Below are 16,077 nucleotides of genomic sequence, written 5' to 3' on the forward strand. Positions count from 1 at the left end.
CTTTCGAGAACGAGCGGCTCGATGCCACGCCGGCGCATCGCGTAAGCCGCGGTTAAGCCGGCCAATCCGGATCCGATGATCACGACGTCTCTGACGATGGGTTCTTGGCTCATGAAGATCCGCTCAGAGCGCCGACGGGCAATGATTGACTATGCGTCTTCGCCATGGAAAGCGAACCGTCATTTGGAGGGAGGCGAACTAGCGGTTGGCTTCTGAGGCGACGCGGGAACTACGGACGCATGCCAAACTTCAAATCGATGATGGATGCCTGGCTGGAAGGCCGCCTTCCACCAGTCACCGCTTTCGAGCCCGATTTTGCGACCCGACTGCGCCTGTGCATGAACCATGGCGACTTCTCGCTGGCCTATTCCACGGTCGTGCAGCCGGGACTTAGCTACTTCGGCGACATGAACGGCTATGTCGCCTTCGCAACCAAGATGGGGCACGCTTTCGTCCTTGGCGATCCCGTTGCACGCGAAGGCGAGAGGGCGGACTACATCCGCCGCTTCGTCGCCGAGATGCCTCGGCCATGCTTCGTTCAGGTCGGTGGTCCCACCGCCAGCGTTCTGGCTGACCTCGGCTATCGCATCAATCAGATGGGTATCGAAAGCGACTTGCACCTCGCCACGCATTCGTTTGCGGGCAAACGAAACGAAACGATCCGCTATTCCGAAACGTGGCTACGCAAGAAAGGCTACCAAATCGCGGAGTGCGACGGATCGATCGCGGACAGCGAGCAGGTCCGCCATATCTCCGCCAACTGGCGGAAGGGGCGCATCGTCAGCCGCCGTGAGATGCGGTTCTTGAACCGACCGTTCGAGACGCGTCTCGGCCCGCATATGCGCCGGTTCATGATCGCGCACCCCGACGGCCATGCGATCGCCATTCTCGACTTCGACCCGATCTTCAAAAACGGGGAGGTCATTGGGTATACGTCGGCTTTTAAACGCAAGCTCGTTGGAACAACAGCCCACGCGGAGATCGGCCTGACCAAGTTCGCCGCCGACCGGTTCAAGGAGGAGGGCCGGGTCCGCCTGTCGTTCGGACTGTCGCCCTTGGCTGATATCGAAGCCAGCACCTTCCCGGAAAGCCACCTTTGGCGTCGGTCCTTCGAGCAGGCGTTCCGCTCCCGGCGTGTCAACGAGACGATATTCAATCTGCAGGGACAGGCCGCCTTCAAGCGCCGGTTCCACGGCGCACGGCAGGCGAGCTATATCGCGTTCAAGCGCGGCAGTCCCATCGAGATGCTAGCGCTCCTGCGACTGCTCAAGACCCTTTAGCGGATAGTTCCTGACGATAGCAGCCAAGTGAACGGTAGGTGTGTATGTCCTACCACCGAAGGTCTTTTGATCTCTTCCTATCAGCACCTCGTGCCGGAGCGTGCTGATCTGACGGCATGTCGGACGGCGGACGAGCGTTCGTAACGAGAAGCGCCCACGAAGCGTCGCGGCTGCTTCCTCATCAACGAGTGCCTGCGAGGTGCCGAGCAACGGAAGCAGGCTCAGCAATCAAACCATAGGAACCCGGAACCCGGGATACAGGCAAGGCGAGTTGCCGCCCCGTCGGCGACGGTCACTTTCGGGATCGGGCCGGAGGGGGGGTACAGCACGGACGGGTCGTTTCGGGAATGACAGCTTCCAGCGTGATCAAACCAAAAGCCGCCTGTCAGCTTTCGGCCCAAAACCGGCTTTGCAGGTCTCACCATCAAGCCGCTTTACTCCGCCGAAAACAAACCGAACCCCGTTTTCGCCGAACGGAGAATGGGGCCATTTCTTAAGGTGCAAACAGGGCCTGGTTGGTCTCCGAAGTGCGCTTTGGGTTGTCAAATGGGCGGAACCGTCGGCGTTTGCGCACGGCCTCAATCCGAAGCCCGGAGAGCAGACTAGGTGGCGGAGGGGGGAGTCATGAGCGAACCCTTCTCCGAAGCGACGTTCGCTGTTCTACGGGAATCTACAGGGAAATCGATCGGTAAAGCCGCCAGCTGAGTAGGACCGGGGATCGGAATACCCGTCACTTCCAGGCGTTTGCCGTCTAAGTTCCCTAAGCCATCTAACAGGGAATGCGTGATCGGTAACAGGTATGATGCGGATCAACGTTTTGCTCATTAGGGAAGGGGTTTAGCTGGTTTGATCTGAAGGCCCCTTGACCGCTTCCGAGCGTCCGCTTGCTCAACGATTTTTCGGTACGGAAGGTTAGAAAGTCCTCGATCTGCTCAGAAACGACTTTCGTGGAAGGGGGCGGGTCCACATCGCAGGGATGTTCGACGGCGATGCTGGGAGTGTGCAGCGTCCGTTGCATAGCCCAGGGCTTACTTGGGTTCGTGAGCGAGATCCCGGATGGTGAAGTGCTGGAGCATGCGGAGGGTGTAGAACTGGAAGGCGTCGAGGATGGTCGGGGCAGAGGATAGAGTGCGCTCGCTGGCCCGTTGCCGTGCTTAAAGATTCGGTTGGGTGACCACGAGTACGCCGGTTATGTGATGGCGGAGGCGCCCGAGGCCAGCTGGAACCCCCTTTAGCGCCTAAGATTGCGGGGCGGGAAGCAATAGCGCACCGGGAAACCTACGATCCGAGGGTAGTGGCTGTGTGTGTTCGTGGTGGCTGCGGCCAAATCGGCTAGACGATGGCACTAGTTGCCCAGCGAGGTGCGCAACCGGCCGCAATGTTCAAGACAAAATCAGGCGAGGGCCCGCCTGACGGATGAACCGGACGGGCCCTCGCCTGAGACAAGGCTGAAGGTTTGCGGTTATATGAACATGCCCGCGTCGAGGCTGGCCGCCGACACGCCCGTCAGCACGACGACCCCACCGTCCGACAGGGTGAACGTGGCCGAGCCATCGACGTCCTGCACGACGTAGGTCTGGCCCTGAAAGTCGAGCCGGTCGCCCTCAGTGGCGTTGAAGTCGACGATGATGTCCTGGCCCGACTCGGCGGCGAAGCGAAACGTGTCGGACCCTTCGCCGCCCGACAGCGTGTCGTTGCCGAGCCCGCCCCAGACCTGGTCGTTGCCCTTGTCGCCGAACACGAGGTCGTCGCCTTGGCCGCCGTGGACGAGATCGTCCCCCTGGCCCCCGTGCACCGTGTCGTTGCCCTGGTTGCCGTTGATGGTGTCGTTGCCCTGGTTCCCTAGCACCAGGTCGTTGCCGAGATTGCCCTCGACATAGTCGTTGCCGAGGTTCCCCTCGACGTAGTCGTCGTCCTTGCCGCCATAGACGAAATCGTCGTCCTTGCCACCATAGAGCGTGTCGTTGCCCTGGTTGCCGTAGAGGACGTCGGCACCCTGGTTGCCGAACACCACGTCGTTGCCTTCGCCGGCCGTGATCGTGTCGGCGCCGCCGACCGCCAGGTTGGAATGGGCGATCCCGTCCGATGCCACGACCGAGGCGCTGCTGGCCCGGGCGTCGCCGGTCAGAACGTTGCTGCCGGCATTGCCGGTGATGGCGTTCGCCCCGCTGTTGCCGATGGCGTTGATGTTGCCGGTGCCCGTCAAGGTGACGTTCTCGATGCCGTCCGGCAAGACGACGGAGAACGGCGACGACAGGTTGTCGATCCCGGCGGTGGCGAACTTGGCGAGTTCCGACGCCGTCAGCTGCTGCGTCAGGGTGATCGTCGTCGAGCCGTCCGGATTGGGTATCGTTGTCACAGGCGGCGAGGAGGACGGTGGCTGGACGACGGTATCGACGGTGATGGACAGGGTCCCTGAGCCACCTGCGTTGCCGGCAGCGTCGGTATAGGTGCCGGCATTGACACGGAAGCTGGCGACACCGTCCCAAGGCGTGAACGTCGCCGTGCGCACCACGCCGCTGCCGCTCAGCGGACCAAGTGTACCACCCTCCACCGTGATATCGCCGTCCGTGAACGTTGCGCCCGGATCTTCGCTGAACGTGAAGGTAATGGTGGGCGTATCGCCGATCTTTGGATTGGCGATGTTGCTGCTGACCACCAGCGTCGGGGCGCTCGAGTCAACTGTGACGTTGAGTGTTGTACTAGCCGCACCGGCGTTGCCAGCCGCATCCGCAGCGGTCGCACTGATCGAGTGCGCGCCTTGGGCCAGCCGAGACGACGGAACGATCGACCAGGCGCCGTCGACTGCCGTACCATTCCCGATCACCGTGCCGTCCGCATCGCGAAGCACGACGATCGAACCGGACTCGGCCGAGCCAGTGAAGGTCGGACGCTCGTTCGCGGTGATGTTGTCGGAAGACGAAACGCCGGTGTCGCTGCCCGATGTGAGCGCGGGGGTGCTCGGCGCGACGGGAGCGAGCGTGTCGAAGGTGAGTGTCGGAGAGACCCCTGCGGAGCCTGCGTTTCCGGCAAGGTCGCTGTAGCCGCCAGCGGGGACGGTGATGCTGGCCGTTCCGCCGTTCGTGCCGGCATCCGGCGTGAAGACGCCCGTTCGCGCCAGACCCGTTCCGGAAAGAGCCGAAAGCGTACCGCCGCTGACGGCCACGCTTCCACTGCTGCCGTCCCAGGAGAACGTCTCGCCCGGATCCTCGCTGAACGTGAACGTGATCGTTGCAGTCTGTCCGGCTTTGAGCTGAGCCACGTCGCTCGAGATCGATAGAGAAGGCATGACCCTGTCGAGCGTCACGTCCTGACGATAGATCGGTCCGGCGTTGTCGACGGCGTTGGCCACCCGCACCGAGATGGTGGAGGTACCGGGCGCCAGCGTCACGCCTGTCAAGGCCCAAGTGTCACCGTCCGTGCTGGCGACAGTCCAGTGCTGTCCGCCGTCGAAGGACAGTTCGACACGCTCGCCCGAGGCGAGCGACGCATCGAGCCTTCCCGTAATGGTCTGCGCGGCGACATAGGTGACGAAGTCTGCGCTGGACGCGCCGCGATCGGCGGACAGTCCCATCTCCCTTACGCCCGTCGTCGGAGCGTCGGTGAGGACTTGGATCGTGAGGGTATCGGAAGCCGTGCTGCGATTGCCGGCCAAATCCGTGGCCACCACCGTGATGTCGTGCGATCCCTGTTCGAGCGTCGAACTGGTGATGTGCCAGATGCCGTCTTCGGCGACGCCCGAACCGACGATCCTGACGCCGTCGTAGAGGGTGACCGTCGAGCCGCTTTCCGCAAGGCCGCTGAACGAAGGCGTCGTCGCGCCGGTGATGTCGTCCGTATGGAAACTCCCGGTGTCGGACGCGTCGTCCAGGTCGGGCCGCGAAGGTGCCGTCGGTGCGATCGTGTCGAGCACGTAGGCTTTGCTGTAGGCGGCACTGGCGTTGCCGGCCGCATCCACGACGCGAGCCTGTAGGGTGCCGGAACCGAAGAGCGTTGCGTTCAGCTGCCACCCGCTGTCGCCCACGGCATCCGCCACGGTCCAGGATGCGCCGTTGTCAAGAGAGACCTCGACGTGCTCGTCGGCGCCCAATGAGGCCGACAGGATTCCAGCTATCGTCTGCGAGGCCTGGTTGGTGACGAAGTCGATCGACGAGGGTCCGTTGTCAGCCGAGATGGCAGCCCCCGTCACCTGCGCCGCCGGGGCGGACAGATCGATAAGCACGGCGACGCCTCCCGAGGCGGCGCTGACGTTCCCGGCGAGATCCACCGTTTTGGCGGTGATCGTGTGGGCACCCTCGGCCAGCGAGCCGGTCGTCGCCGACCATGTGCTGTCTCCCCTCGCAACCGTCGCTCCGACGGTGCTGCCGTCCGTGTCGTAGAGAATAACCGTCGCGCCGGCTTGAGCGGAGCCCGAGAAAGTCAGGGTCGCGACGTTGGTGACATGGTCCGAACTGGAAACACCGGAATCGCTTGCGGCAGCAAGCGACGGCGTCGAAGGGGCTGCCGGTGCGGTGGTGTCGATGGTCACGTTGAGACCGTCGGATGCGGTGCTGGTGTTGCCGGCAGCGTCGGTCGCCTTGGCCGTAAGGGTGTGCGCGCCTTCCGCCAGGGCCGAGTTGGCGGCCGACCATTCGCCTATTCCGTTAACCTGGGCGGTGGCGACCACCGTGGCGCCATCGGTGTCGTAGAGCGTCACAGTGGAGCCGGCTTCGGCCGATCCGTTGAAGACCGGCGTCACGACCCTGGTGACGCCATCGGTGCTGGACGAGCCGGAATCGCTGGCGCCGTTCAGCATAGGGCTCGTCGGTGCGGCTGGTGCGGTGGTGTCGATCGTCACCGTCAGGGCGTTCGATGCGGCACCAACATTGCCGGCGGCATCGGTCGTCTTCGCAGTGATCGTGTGAACGCCTTGCCCCAGCGCCGAACTCGTGATCTCCCAGCTGCCGTCCCCGTTGACGGTCGTGGAGCCAAGGACCGTCGTGCCGTTGGAATCGTAGAGACGAAGCGTTGCGCCTTCCTCGGCGCTTCCCGCCGCGCCCGTGAATGTAGGCGTTGTCACGCGCGTGACGTTGTCGCTTGAGGAGGTGCCGCTGTCACTCGAAGCGGCCAGATGCGGCACGGCCGGAGCAGTTGGAGGATTGGTGTCGAAGGCGATCGAGGGAGACGCGCCCGCCCCTCCGGCATTGCCGGCAGCATCCGTATAGGTTCCGGCTGCCACCGTGATGCTGGCCGTTCCGTTGTCGGTCCCGGCAGCCGGCGTGAAGGTCGCGCTGCGCGTCAACCCGCTGCCACTGATCAAGCCCAGCGTGCCGCCTGTCACCATGATGTCGGCCGCCGAGAACCCGACCGGTTCTTCGCTGAAGGTAAAGGTGATCGTGGCGGTTTGTCCGGCGATCATCGTCGCCTTGTCGCTGCTGATGGCGAGCGTCGGCGAGGTCGTATCAATGACGATCGCGTTGCTGGCGCCCAACGAGCCCGATCCGCCCGGCGCGGGCAACACGATCGAAGCGTCGTTTGCCGTTCCCGCATCCCGAATCGTCGCCCCCTGGAGGCTCAGGGCATTGACGCTGAGGACATCGAGGTCCCCCGACGCATCCCCGGCCTGGACCGTGTATCTGAAAGCGAGCGTATCGCTTCCGCTGTCACCCACGTAAGCGACCGACCGATCAACGGACCCGGTTTCGAGTTGCAGCGTCGGCGTGCCTCCGCCGGTATCGACATCGACATTGCCCGAGAACTCGACCTGGATCAGAATCTCCGAACCAGCGCCGAAAGAACCATTTTGTGTCGATGACACGGATACGACGTTGGCCAAGACCGCAGATCTCCAGAGGGGCGGAACAGTGCGGCCCAATCTGCTGTGTGAACCTTACCCGAAGCAACGCGATGGATGGCTTCGATGCAGGCTGAAACCCTTCCTGAAGGCGAATTCGTTTCTACCGTGAACTGTAAGCCACACATGTGAACGTGGGTGTCCGACCAAGGCTAGACGAACGCATTGATGTCCAGCTGATAATAACGTTTGTGCTATTGCGACGGACCGTACCGGTTGTCACATTAATAGGAATCTGGGCGTAATTTTTTATAAAAACTTGAGCGCAGACAGGATGATTGATTATTCGGTTATTGGAATAGCAAAAATTCCTGTTCGATGAAGTGATGCCGTTCGGTGTGCTATAATAAGCGGTGAAAATCTGGATACGGCGGATAAATTTATTACCGCTAGCTGCAATTCTTGGCAGAAGACAGCCAGCCTGCCGTTGGAATTCCTCAGCTGAGCAAAGGCTCCAAGTCGAAATCTAACTAGATCCTCACCCGGCATTCGACAGATCGTTAAAATCTGCGACGGGCAGGGGCGATGCCAGAGCCATTTATCGAATGGCTACGATTGTATGGCATCGCTTCGTCTGAGCGCTCATGCTCATGCGAACTCTCGCTCGGGCGGTGCTTATGCTGGGTTTTTCGACGGTCAACGCCGGTCAGGTTCTAGCGGCGCTCGATCTATCGATGGCGATCATCGAGTTCGATCTCGATGGAACGGTTCTACGCGCTAACCGAAACTTCTGCGACGTGATGGGCTACACGTCCGCTGAGATTATCGGCCAGAAGCATGCGATGTTTCTCGACCCCCATTATGCGTCGTCGCCCGATTATAAAACGTTCTGGGCTGGGTTGTGCGCCGGCAAGTTCGTCTGCGAAGAGTTTCGACGCATCGCCAAGGGTAGTCGAGAGGTCTACATCCGCGGCAACTACAATCCGATCTTCGATCGCCGCGGAAGGGTGGTGAAGATCGTCAAATTCGCCAATGATATCACTGCGACAAAGCAGGCTCAGCTCGACAATACCGCCAAGATGGATGCGATCTGCCGCTCCCAGGCGACCATCGAGTTTACGGTCGAAGGCGTCGTTCTGACCGCCAATCCCAACTTCCTATCCGCCTTAGGTTACCAGCTCGACGAGATCGTTGGCCAGCATCACCGGATGTTCGTCGAGCCATCGTATGCCACCTCAAGCGAGTACGCCGCGATGTGGGAACGATTGGCACAAGGTGAGTTCGTCGCCGATGAGTTCAAGCGTGTGGGCAAAGGAGGGCGTGAGGTTTACATCCAGGCGTCCTACAACCCCGTTTTCGGGCTCGATGGGCGAGTGGTGAAGGTGGCCAAGTTCGCCATGGATGTGACCGAACGCGTGTTGGCTGTACGGCGACTGGGGCATGCGCTCAGCAAGCTGGCCGATGGCGAACTCAGCAACAGCATACGCGATCCGTTCATGCCGGCGTTGGATCAGGTTCGCCAAGATTTCAATCGATCGACTGACACCTTGTGCGCGGCCATGCAGACGGTCCGCAGCAACGCGGATCTCATTTTAGCGGGTGCTGACCAAATTCGCTCTGCGTCGAATGAACTCGCACAGCGTAGTGAACAGCAGGCAGCCGCGATCGAAGAAACGTCGGCCGCCCTTTCCGAACTTACGGGCAACGTGCGTCAATCCACCAAGCAAGCCGAGGAAGCCGGTCAACTGGTGGAGGGGACGAAGAAGGAAGCCGAAACCTCCGGACATATCGTCTCGAAGGCGATCGAAGCGATGGGGCGTATCGAGACGTCTTCCAATAAGATCGGTAAGATCATCGGCGTCATTGATGAGATCGCTTTCCAAACCAACCTTTTGGCTCTCAACGCTGGGGTGGAGGCGGCACGCGCCGGCGAAGCCGGTCGCGGTTTCGCAGTGGTCGCACAAGAAGTGCGCGGCTTGGCGCAGAGATCGGCGGAGGCCGCTAAAGAGATCAAGGAGTTGATTTCCACCTCGCGCGATCAAGTACGGGAGGGCGTCGATCTGGTAGATCACGCTGGCCAAGCCCTGCAACGCATCATCGAGAAGGTTGCCGAAGCGAACCATCGCGTTGTCTCCATCGTCAACACCGCGCGCTCGCAGGCCACGGGCCTTCACGAGATCAACACAGCTGTCGGAACACTCGATAAGGGTATCCAGCAGAATGCTGCGATGGTTGAGGAAACGACGGCGGCATGCAACGAGTTGTCAGCTGAGGCGCGCACGCTGAACCAACTCCTCGCTAAGTTCAGGGTCGAGGCTGTCACGACGACAACTTCGCTCGGACATAGACCGGGTTCAAATGTACATATGCTTCAAAAACGCGTTGCCGACATATTCTAGTTAACGGCTGGGTTCGCCATGCCGTCTGCCGTGGGGGGCTGTCAAAGTATATGCCTTCGCGTGCTTGCAGCCGGTGGAAAGAGGTGGCTGTAAGTTTCGTCTCGGTGCTGAACCGCGAACCATTGACTTTCGGCTCGATCAAACTGAAGCCGTCACATCAAGCTACATCCGCCTACTATGTCACTGACCGTGCGGACCCTTGGCAGAAGTCTTTTCGTTTGTGCGGGTGGGTCGAGAGCCCGAAGGCGGAAGGCGCCTATTGGAGTGGCAAGCGACGCTTGGCTCAACCTCGTGTATCGGCAACCGTGTTGAAGTGCTCAGCAACCAAGTCCTGAACGGACGCTGCCTTCCGTTCTTGCTGGTTTCCAGGCGGCAACCGAATGCGCTGTCCCAATACGCTTCAGCGCCCTATCGGTTCGCGCCAGAACGCACCTCACCCGCTGGGGCACAACTGGACCAATTGGCATCAAGGATATTCTTTATCACGCCACCAACTTTCCGCGCTGAGTGAGCCGGCTGTTCGATGGATCCATTGCTTCCGTCGCATCCGATGGCTTAGCAGAGGTTGATGGGTCCTGTTCCTCAAACGGATCCCTCATAGCGACGATGCATGATCGATCCGGCGGGGACCAACGACGTTGCCTTCAACGAAACCATCGAAAGCCGAAACCGCGTATCGCGTTTGGGGGCTGGATCCCCTGGTTGCTGTGGGTTTGGCGGGTGCCGTTCTCTTCTTCGTCGTCAGCGGCGTCGTCGCGTTCCTCAACCTCCAGGCCGTCCGCGAAGGGAACCAGCGGGTCGTTGAGACTCATCAAACCATCGTCGCCCTCGATCAGATGCTGTCCACCATTCAGGATGCCGAAACGGGGCAGCGTGGGTTTCTACTCGCGGGCAGCGATCGCTACCTGGAGCCCTACAATGCCGCCCTTCGCGACATTCCATCCAAGCTCGGCGAGATCGCAAGCCTGACCACGGGCAATGCGAACCAGTTGCCAAGAATGTCCGCCTTGCGCAGGCATGTAGATGCCAAGCTTGCGGAACTGAAGGAGACGATCGATCTGCGTCGTGCGAATGGCCTGCAAGCTGCGCTCGCAGTGGTCAATACGGATCGCGGCAAGGTAGAGATGGACGCGATCCGCGCTCAGATCGGTGCGATGGCGCAGGAGGAGATGCGCGTTCGTACTGAGCGCCTTGCCGAGATGGACAGCGCGCAACGCAGTGCCGTCGTCGGTGGGATCATGTCCGGCCTCCTCGGTGTTCTTCTGACGGTGGTGATCGCTTATCTCATGCGCCGGGCGACATTGGCCCGCCGACGCGAGGAATGGCTTCAATCCGGACAGGTTGGTTTGGCGTCGACGATGCAAGGCGATCAGCCTATCGAGCCACTCGCCAACGCCATCCTCGATTATCTCACACGCTATCTCGGCGCGGTGGCGGCGGCCCTGTTCGTCGACGATGGCCAGGGGCGCTACAGACGCGCCGCCACCTACGGCATCGCGGATGCGTCGAGCGTGCCAGAGCGTTTCGGTCCGCGCGAAGGTCTTCTCGGCCAAGCGGCAGCGGAGCGACGCCCTCTGTCGGTAGGAGAGGTGCCCGACGGCTATCTCCGTTTCGGGTCGGCTCTGGGCCAGGACAAGCCCCGGCATCTCCTGATCATGCCAGCCAGCATCGACGACGAGGTCAACGCCGTCCTAGAACTTGGCTTCCTGCAGCCCGTGGATCGAAGCGTCCTGCAACTCTTGGAGCAAGGCACCGCTGCCGTGGCGATCGCCTTGCGGTCGGCAGCCTATCGCGAGGAACTGAAAGCCCTTCTGGAGGAAACCCAGCGCCAGTCGGAGGAATTGCAGACGCAGAGCGAGGAGCTTCGGGTTTCCAACGAGGAATTGGAAGAACAGGGGCGGGCACTGAAGGAGTCTCAGGCGCGGCTCGAACTGCAACAGGTCGAACTGGAGCAGACCAACTCGCAACTTGAAGAGCAGGCCCAGCAACTCGAACGCCAGCGCGACGATCTGGAGCGGGTCAACGCTTCGGTGCAACTGAAGGCCCGAGAACTCGAACAGGCGAGCCGCTACAAGAGCGACTTCCTGGCCAACATGAGCCACGAGTTGCGCACGCCGCTGAACTCATCGCTCATCCTCGCCAAGCTCCTGGCGGACAATCCAGAAGACAACTTGACGGCGGAACAGGTCAAGTACGCCCAGACGATCCAATCGTCCGGCAACGACCTCCTCAACCTGATCAACGACATCCTCGACCTGTCGAAGATCGAGGCCGGCCATGTCGAGATCCGGCCCGAAACGGTCGCGCTGGAGCGCATGACTAGAAATCTGCGTCAGCTTTTCCAGCCGGTGGCGAGCGAGCGACGTCTCCAATTCGAGATCGACATCGCGGCGGACGCGCCCGAAAGTTTCGAGACCGACCCGCAGAGGCTGGAGCAGGTTTTGAAGAACCTCCTGTCCAACGCCTTCAAGTTCACGCAGGCCGGGCGCATCGGGCTGACGATCCATCGGGCCGGCGCGGACCGCATCGCCTTCTCGGTTTCAGACACGGGGATCGGCATCGATGCGGAGCAGCAGCAGCGCATATTCGAGGCCTTCCACCAGGCCGACGGGACAATCAGCCGACGGTTCGGGGGGACCGGTCTCGGTCTTTCGATCTCGCGCCAGCTGGTGCGCCTGCTCGGCGGCTCGATCGAGGTGACGAGCCGTCCTGGGGAAGGCAGCACGTTCACGGTGACGGTTCCCGAAAGCTACGATCCGGCCAGGGTGGCGCCTCGCGAGGCGCCCGTCACGGCGCCAGTGGCGCCTCAACCGCGCCAGGAGAGCGCCGACGCGCCTTCTCGGTCTCGTGGCCGCAAGCTGGAGGACGATCGCGCCGCCGCGCCCGACGCCCGCCGCACCCTGCTGGTGATCGAGGACGACCCCACGTTCGCGACCATCCTGCGCGACCTGTCGCGCGAAATGGGTTTCCGCTCGCTGGTCGCGGCGACGGCGGAAGAGGCGTTGGTCCTCGCCAAAGAATTCCTGCCCAGCGCCATCGTGCTCGACGTGGGCCTTCCCGACCAGTCGGGTCTTGCCGTGCTCGATCGCCTCAAGCAGGACAACCGGACCCGCCACATTCCTGTTCATATCGTCTCCGGCGGCGACCATGCGCAAACCGCCTTCGCGCTCGGGGCTGTCGGCTACGAATTGAAGCCCGTCATGCGCGAGCAACTGGTCGAAGTGCTGCGCAAGTTCGAAACCCGGCTCTCGCAGCGGGTGCACAAGGTGCTGATCGTCGAGGACGACGCGGTCCAGCGCGATGCGGTGGCCAGACTCCTTTCCTCTCAGGACGTCGAAACGGTGACGGCAGGAACGGCTGCAGAGTGCCTGGAGCGTCTGAAGTCGGAAACGTTCGACTGCATGGTGCTCGACTTGTCGCTGCCCGACGCCTCGGGCTATTTCCTGCTGGAGAAGCTGAGCGAGGAGAGCGCCTACGCCTTTCCGCCAGTGATCGTCTACACCGGCCGCGAACTGTCGGCCGACGACGAGCAGCGGCTGCGGCGATACTCCAAATCCATCATCATCAAGGGCGCGAAATCGCCCGAACGCCTTCTGGACGAAGTGAGCCTGTTCCTTCATCAGGTCATCGCCGAGCTTCCCGACGAGCAGCAGCAGATGATCCGCAAGGCGCGCCATCGCGACGCGCGGCTGGAGGGCCGGCGCATCCTGGTGGTCGAGGACGACGTGAGAAACATCTACGCGCTGACCAACATCCTCGAGCCGAAGGGCGCGATCGTCGAGATCGCCCGTAACGGCCAGGAAGCGATCGATGCGCTCAAGGCGAGCGCGGCGAGCGCGGAGGGGCCGATCGACCTCGTCCTGATGGATGTCATGATGCCGGTCATGGACGGGCTGACGGCCACGAGGGAAATTCGTCTCCAGCCGGACTGGCGCAAGCTGCCGATCATCGCCTTGACGGCCAAGGCTATGCCGAACGACCAGCAACGCTGCATCGACGCTGGCGCCAACGACTACATGGCCAAGCCCCTCGATGTGGAGAAGCTCTTGTCGCTCGTGCGCGTCTGGATGCCGAAGTGAACGAGTTCGAGCCGACGGAAAAGACCGAGGACATCGAGATCCGCCTCCTTTTAGAGGCAATCTACAGCCGGTACCACTACGACTTTCGCAACTACTCGATGGCTTCGATCAAGCGACGCCTGCGGCAGGCGCGCGAGCAGCTGGGCTTCGCGACGTTCTCCGCCATGCAGGAGCGCCTTCTGCACGAGCCGGACATGCTGCCCCGTCTCCTGCGCTACCTGACGGTCCAGGTCAGCGAGATGTTCCGCGACCCCAGCTATTTCCGCGCCATCCGCGAGACGGTCGTGCCGCATCTGCGCACCTATCCCTCGCTGAAGGTCTGGATCGCCGGCTGCAGCGAAGGGGAGGAAGTGTATTCGCTCGCCATCCTGTTTCGCGAGGAAGGGTTGGAAGACCGGACCATCTTCTACGCCACCGACATCAACCAGGATGCCCTGCACGCGGCCGAACGGGGCGTGTACGCGCTGGATCGGATGCAGCTCTTCACCGAGAACCATCGCAGGTCTGGCGGCAGGTCTTCCTTGTCGGACTACTATCAGGCGGCCTATGGCCGCGTTTCCTTCGACAAGACGTTGCGCCGCAACGTCGTCTTCTCCGACCACAGCCTGGTGACGGATGCCGTCTTCGCCGAGATGCACCTGATCTCCTGCCGCAACGTGATGATCTATTTCGACCGCGACCTGCAGGATCGCGCCCTCGGGCTGTTCAAGGATTCCCTCACGCGCAAGGGTTTTCTCGGCCTCGGAGCCAGGGAAAGCCTGCGCTTCTCCAAGCACGCCGCCGACTTTGCGGACTTCGACCGCGACGAGAAGATCTATCAGCGGCGGGCGAACTGATGCCGTCGCACCCGCAAGCCGTCGTGATCGGCGCGTCCGCCGGCGCGCTGGAGGCCTTGTCGTCGATCCTGCCGAAGTTGCCCAAAGGTTTCGGGCTGCCCATTATGGTCGTCGTCCATGTCCCTCCCGGCAAGCGAAGCATCCTCGCTGAGCTGTTCCAGGCCAAGTGCCGCGTGCCGGTGCGGGAAGTCGATGACAAGGAGCCGATCGTTTCGGGAACGGTCTACTTCGCCCCGCCCGACTACCATCTTCTGGTCGAGAACGAGACGAGCCTATCGCTGTCCAGCGATGAAGCGGTCCTCTTCTCGCGCCCGTCCATCGACGTTCTGTTCGAAAGTGCGGCGGATGCCTATGGAGCGGGTCTGGTGGGGATCGTCCTGACCGGGGCCAACCACGACGGTGCCAAGGGCCTGCGCGCCATTCTCGACGCACGCGGAACCGCACTCGTACAGGACCCGGCTACGGCCCTGGCCGCCGCGATGCCGGAAGGCGCCCTTCGCATGTCGCCGGGCGCCCGCATTGCTTCGCTAGACGAGATCGCGGCCTATCTCGTAGAAGTTGGACGTCGATCATGACCCCTACGCCCGTTCTTCTGGTCGACGACCTCGAAGAGAACCTGATCGCGCTGGAAGCCCTGTTGCGGCGCGACGATCATCTCCTTCTCAAGGCGCGGTCCGGCGACGAAGCGCTGGAACTCCTCCTTCGACACGATGTAGCGCTTGCGCTCGTCGACGTGCAAATGCCCGGTCTCAATGGTTTCGAGCTCGCCGAACTCATGCGCGGCAACGAGCGAACGCGCCGCATACCGATCATCTTCGTGACGGCTGGTAGTGCAGATGGGCGGCGCCGGTTCCAAGGTTACGAGGCGGGCGCCGTCGACTTCATCCAGAAGCCCATCGAACCCGATATCCTGCGCAGCAAGGTCGAGGTCTTTTTCGAACTCTACCGCCAGCGGCTGCAGATCGCTCAGCAGCGCGACGAACTCGCGGCCCAGGCCGAGGCCTTGCGGGAGGCGGGGCGACGCAAGGATCTCTCCCTCATGACGCTCGCACAGGACATCGCGCTTCACGAGGATGCAAGGGCCTATCAGGACATGGTCCTGCGGGAGGTCAATCATCGCATCAAGAACCTCTTCAGCGTCACCGCCGGCTTGATTTCCATGAGCGCGCGAAGCGCCGGCAGCATCGAGGAACTGACATCGGACCTGAAGTCCCGGCTACGGGCGCTTGCCAACGTCCACGACCTGACGCTTCCCGACCTTGGTCAAGCGCATATGCCGGACGCGCCTGTCACGACGCTCATCGCCCTCCTGAAGGCGATCGTCGCGCCCCACGACGATGCGGACCATTCCCGAATATCGATATCGGGCGCGGACGTGCGACTGCCGGGCAGCGTCCTCACCTCGCTCGCCATGTTGTTTCACGAACTGACGACAAACGCCTCAAAGTACGGCGCTCTTTCGACGCCGGAGGGACGGTTGCGGATCACGGTCTCCCAGGATAACGACGTCTTGTGTGTCGATTGGCAGGAGGAGGGCGTGACGCCAAACTTCGAACCCGCGACACGCCAAGGGTTCGGGACAACCTTGGAAAAGGCCATGTTGAAGGGCTTGGACGCCGACATCCATCGGAACTGGCGAACGGGCGGGCTTTCCCTAGTCCTGACGGTACCTTTGGATAAGCTGGAGGTTCGCTAGCTCCTCGGTTCGGT

7 protein-coding genes are annotated in these 16,077 nt (G+C 62.0%); 6 read left to right on the forward strand and 1 reads right to left on the reverse strand.

The genetic code is table 11. From position 1 onward, the window contains the following. Nucleotides 1-239: 239 nt before the first annotated feature. Nucleotides 240-1,280, forward strand: coding sequence for a phosphatidylglycerol lysyltransferase domain-containing protein (locus tag H7A85_RS19180; RefSeq protein ID WP_182422139.1), 1,041 nt, complete (start codon nt 240-242; stop codon nt 1,278-1,280). Between the two features lie 1,462 nt (nt 1,281-2,742). Here H7A85_RS19180 and H7A85_RS19185 read toward each other — a convergent pair. Continuing rightward, nucleotides 2,743-7,077, reverse strand: coding sequence for an Ig-like domain-containing protein (locus tag H7A85_RS19185; protein WP_182422141.1), 4,335 nt, complete (start codon nt 7,075-7,077; stop codon nt 2,743-2,745). Nucleotides 7,078-7,730: 653 nt separating this feature from the next. Between H7A85_RS19185 and H7A85_RS21025 the strand changes: the two genes are divergently transcribed. The 5 genes from H7A85_RS21025 (at nt 7,731) to H7A85_RS19210 (ending at nt 16,063) form a co-directional block, all read left to right on the forward strand. Continuing rightward, a complete protein-coding gene (locus H7A85_RS21025) occupies nt 7,731-9,452 on the forward strand; it encodes a PAS domain-containing methyl-accepting chemotaxis protein (RefSeq protein ID WP_182422143.1) in 1,722 nt (573 codons plus the stop codon). 707 nt (nt 9,453-10,159) lie between these two features. After that, nucleotides 10,160-13,531, forward strand: a complete 3,372-nt coding sequence (locus H7A85_RS19195; protein WP_244631290.1) for a response regulator — start codon at nt 10,160-10,162, stop codon at nt 13,529-13,531. Continuing rightward, nucleotides 13,528-14,367, forward strand: a complete 840-nt coding sequence (locus H7A85_RS19200; protein ID WP_182422144.1) for a CheR family methyltransferase — start codon at nt 13,528-13,530, stop codon at nt 14,365-14,367. Before H7A85_RS19195 ends, H7A85_RS19200 begins: the two co-directional genes overlap by 4 nt. Next, entirely contained in the window at nt 14,367-14,942 is a 576-nt protein-coding gene (locus tag H7A85_RS19205) for a chemotaxis protein CheB (protein WP_182422146.1), read from the forward strand. Before H7A85_RS19200 ends, H7A85_RS19205 begins: the two co-directional genes overlap by 1 nt. Continuing rightward, nucleotides 14,939-16,063, forward strand: a complete 1,125-nt coding sequence (locus tag H7A85_RS19210) for a response regulator (protein ID WP_182422148.1) — start codon at nt 14,939-14,941, stop codon at nt 16,061-16,063. The genes H7A85_RS19205 and H7A85_RS19210 overlap by 4 nt, the downstream gene beginning before the upstream one ends. Nucleotides 16,064-16,077 lie beyond the last annotated feature (14 nt).

It is taken from the genome of Aureimonas sp. ME7, assembly GCF_903970965.1.
Classification (GTDB): domain Bacteria; phylum Pseudomonadota; class Alphaproteobacteria; order Rhizobiales; family Rhizobiaceae; genus Aureimonas.

Excerpts from the sequence above, each read along its gene's own strand:
- H7A85_RS19180 (WP_182422139.1), top strand. The coding sequence starts at position 240 with ATGCCAAACTTCAAATCGATGATGGATGCCTGGCTGGAAGGCCGCCTT.
- H7A85_RS19210 (WP_182422148.1), top strand. The coding sequence starts at position 14,939 with ATGACCCCTACGCCCGTTCTTCTGGTCGACGACCTCGAAGAGAACCTG.
- H7A85_RS21025 (WP_182422143.1), top strand. The coding sequence starts at position 7,731 with ATGCTGGGTTTTTCGACGGTCAACGCCGGTCAGGTTCTAGCGGCGCTC.
- H7A85_RS19205 (WP_182422146.1), top strand. The coding sequence starts at position 14,367 with ATGCCGTCGCACCCGCAAGCCGTCGTGATCGGCGCGTCCGCCGGCGCG.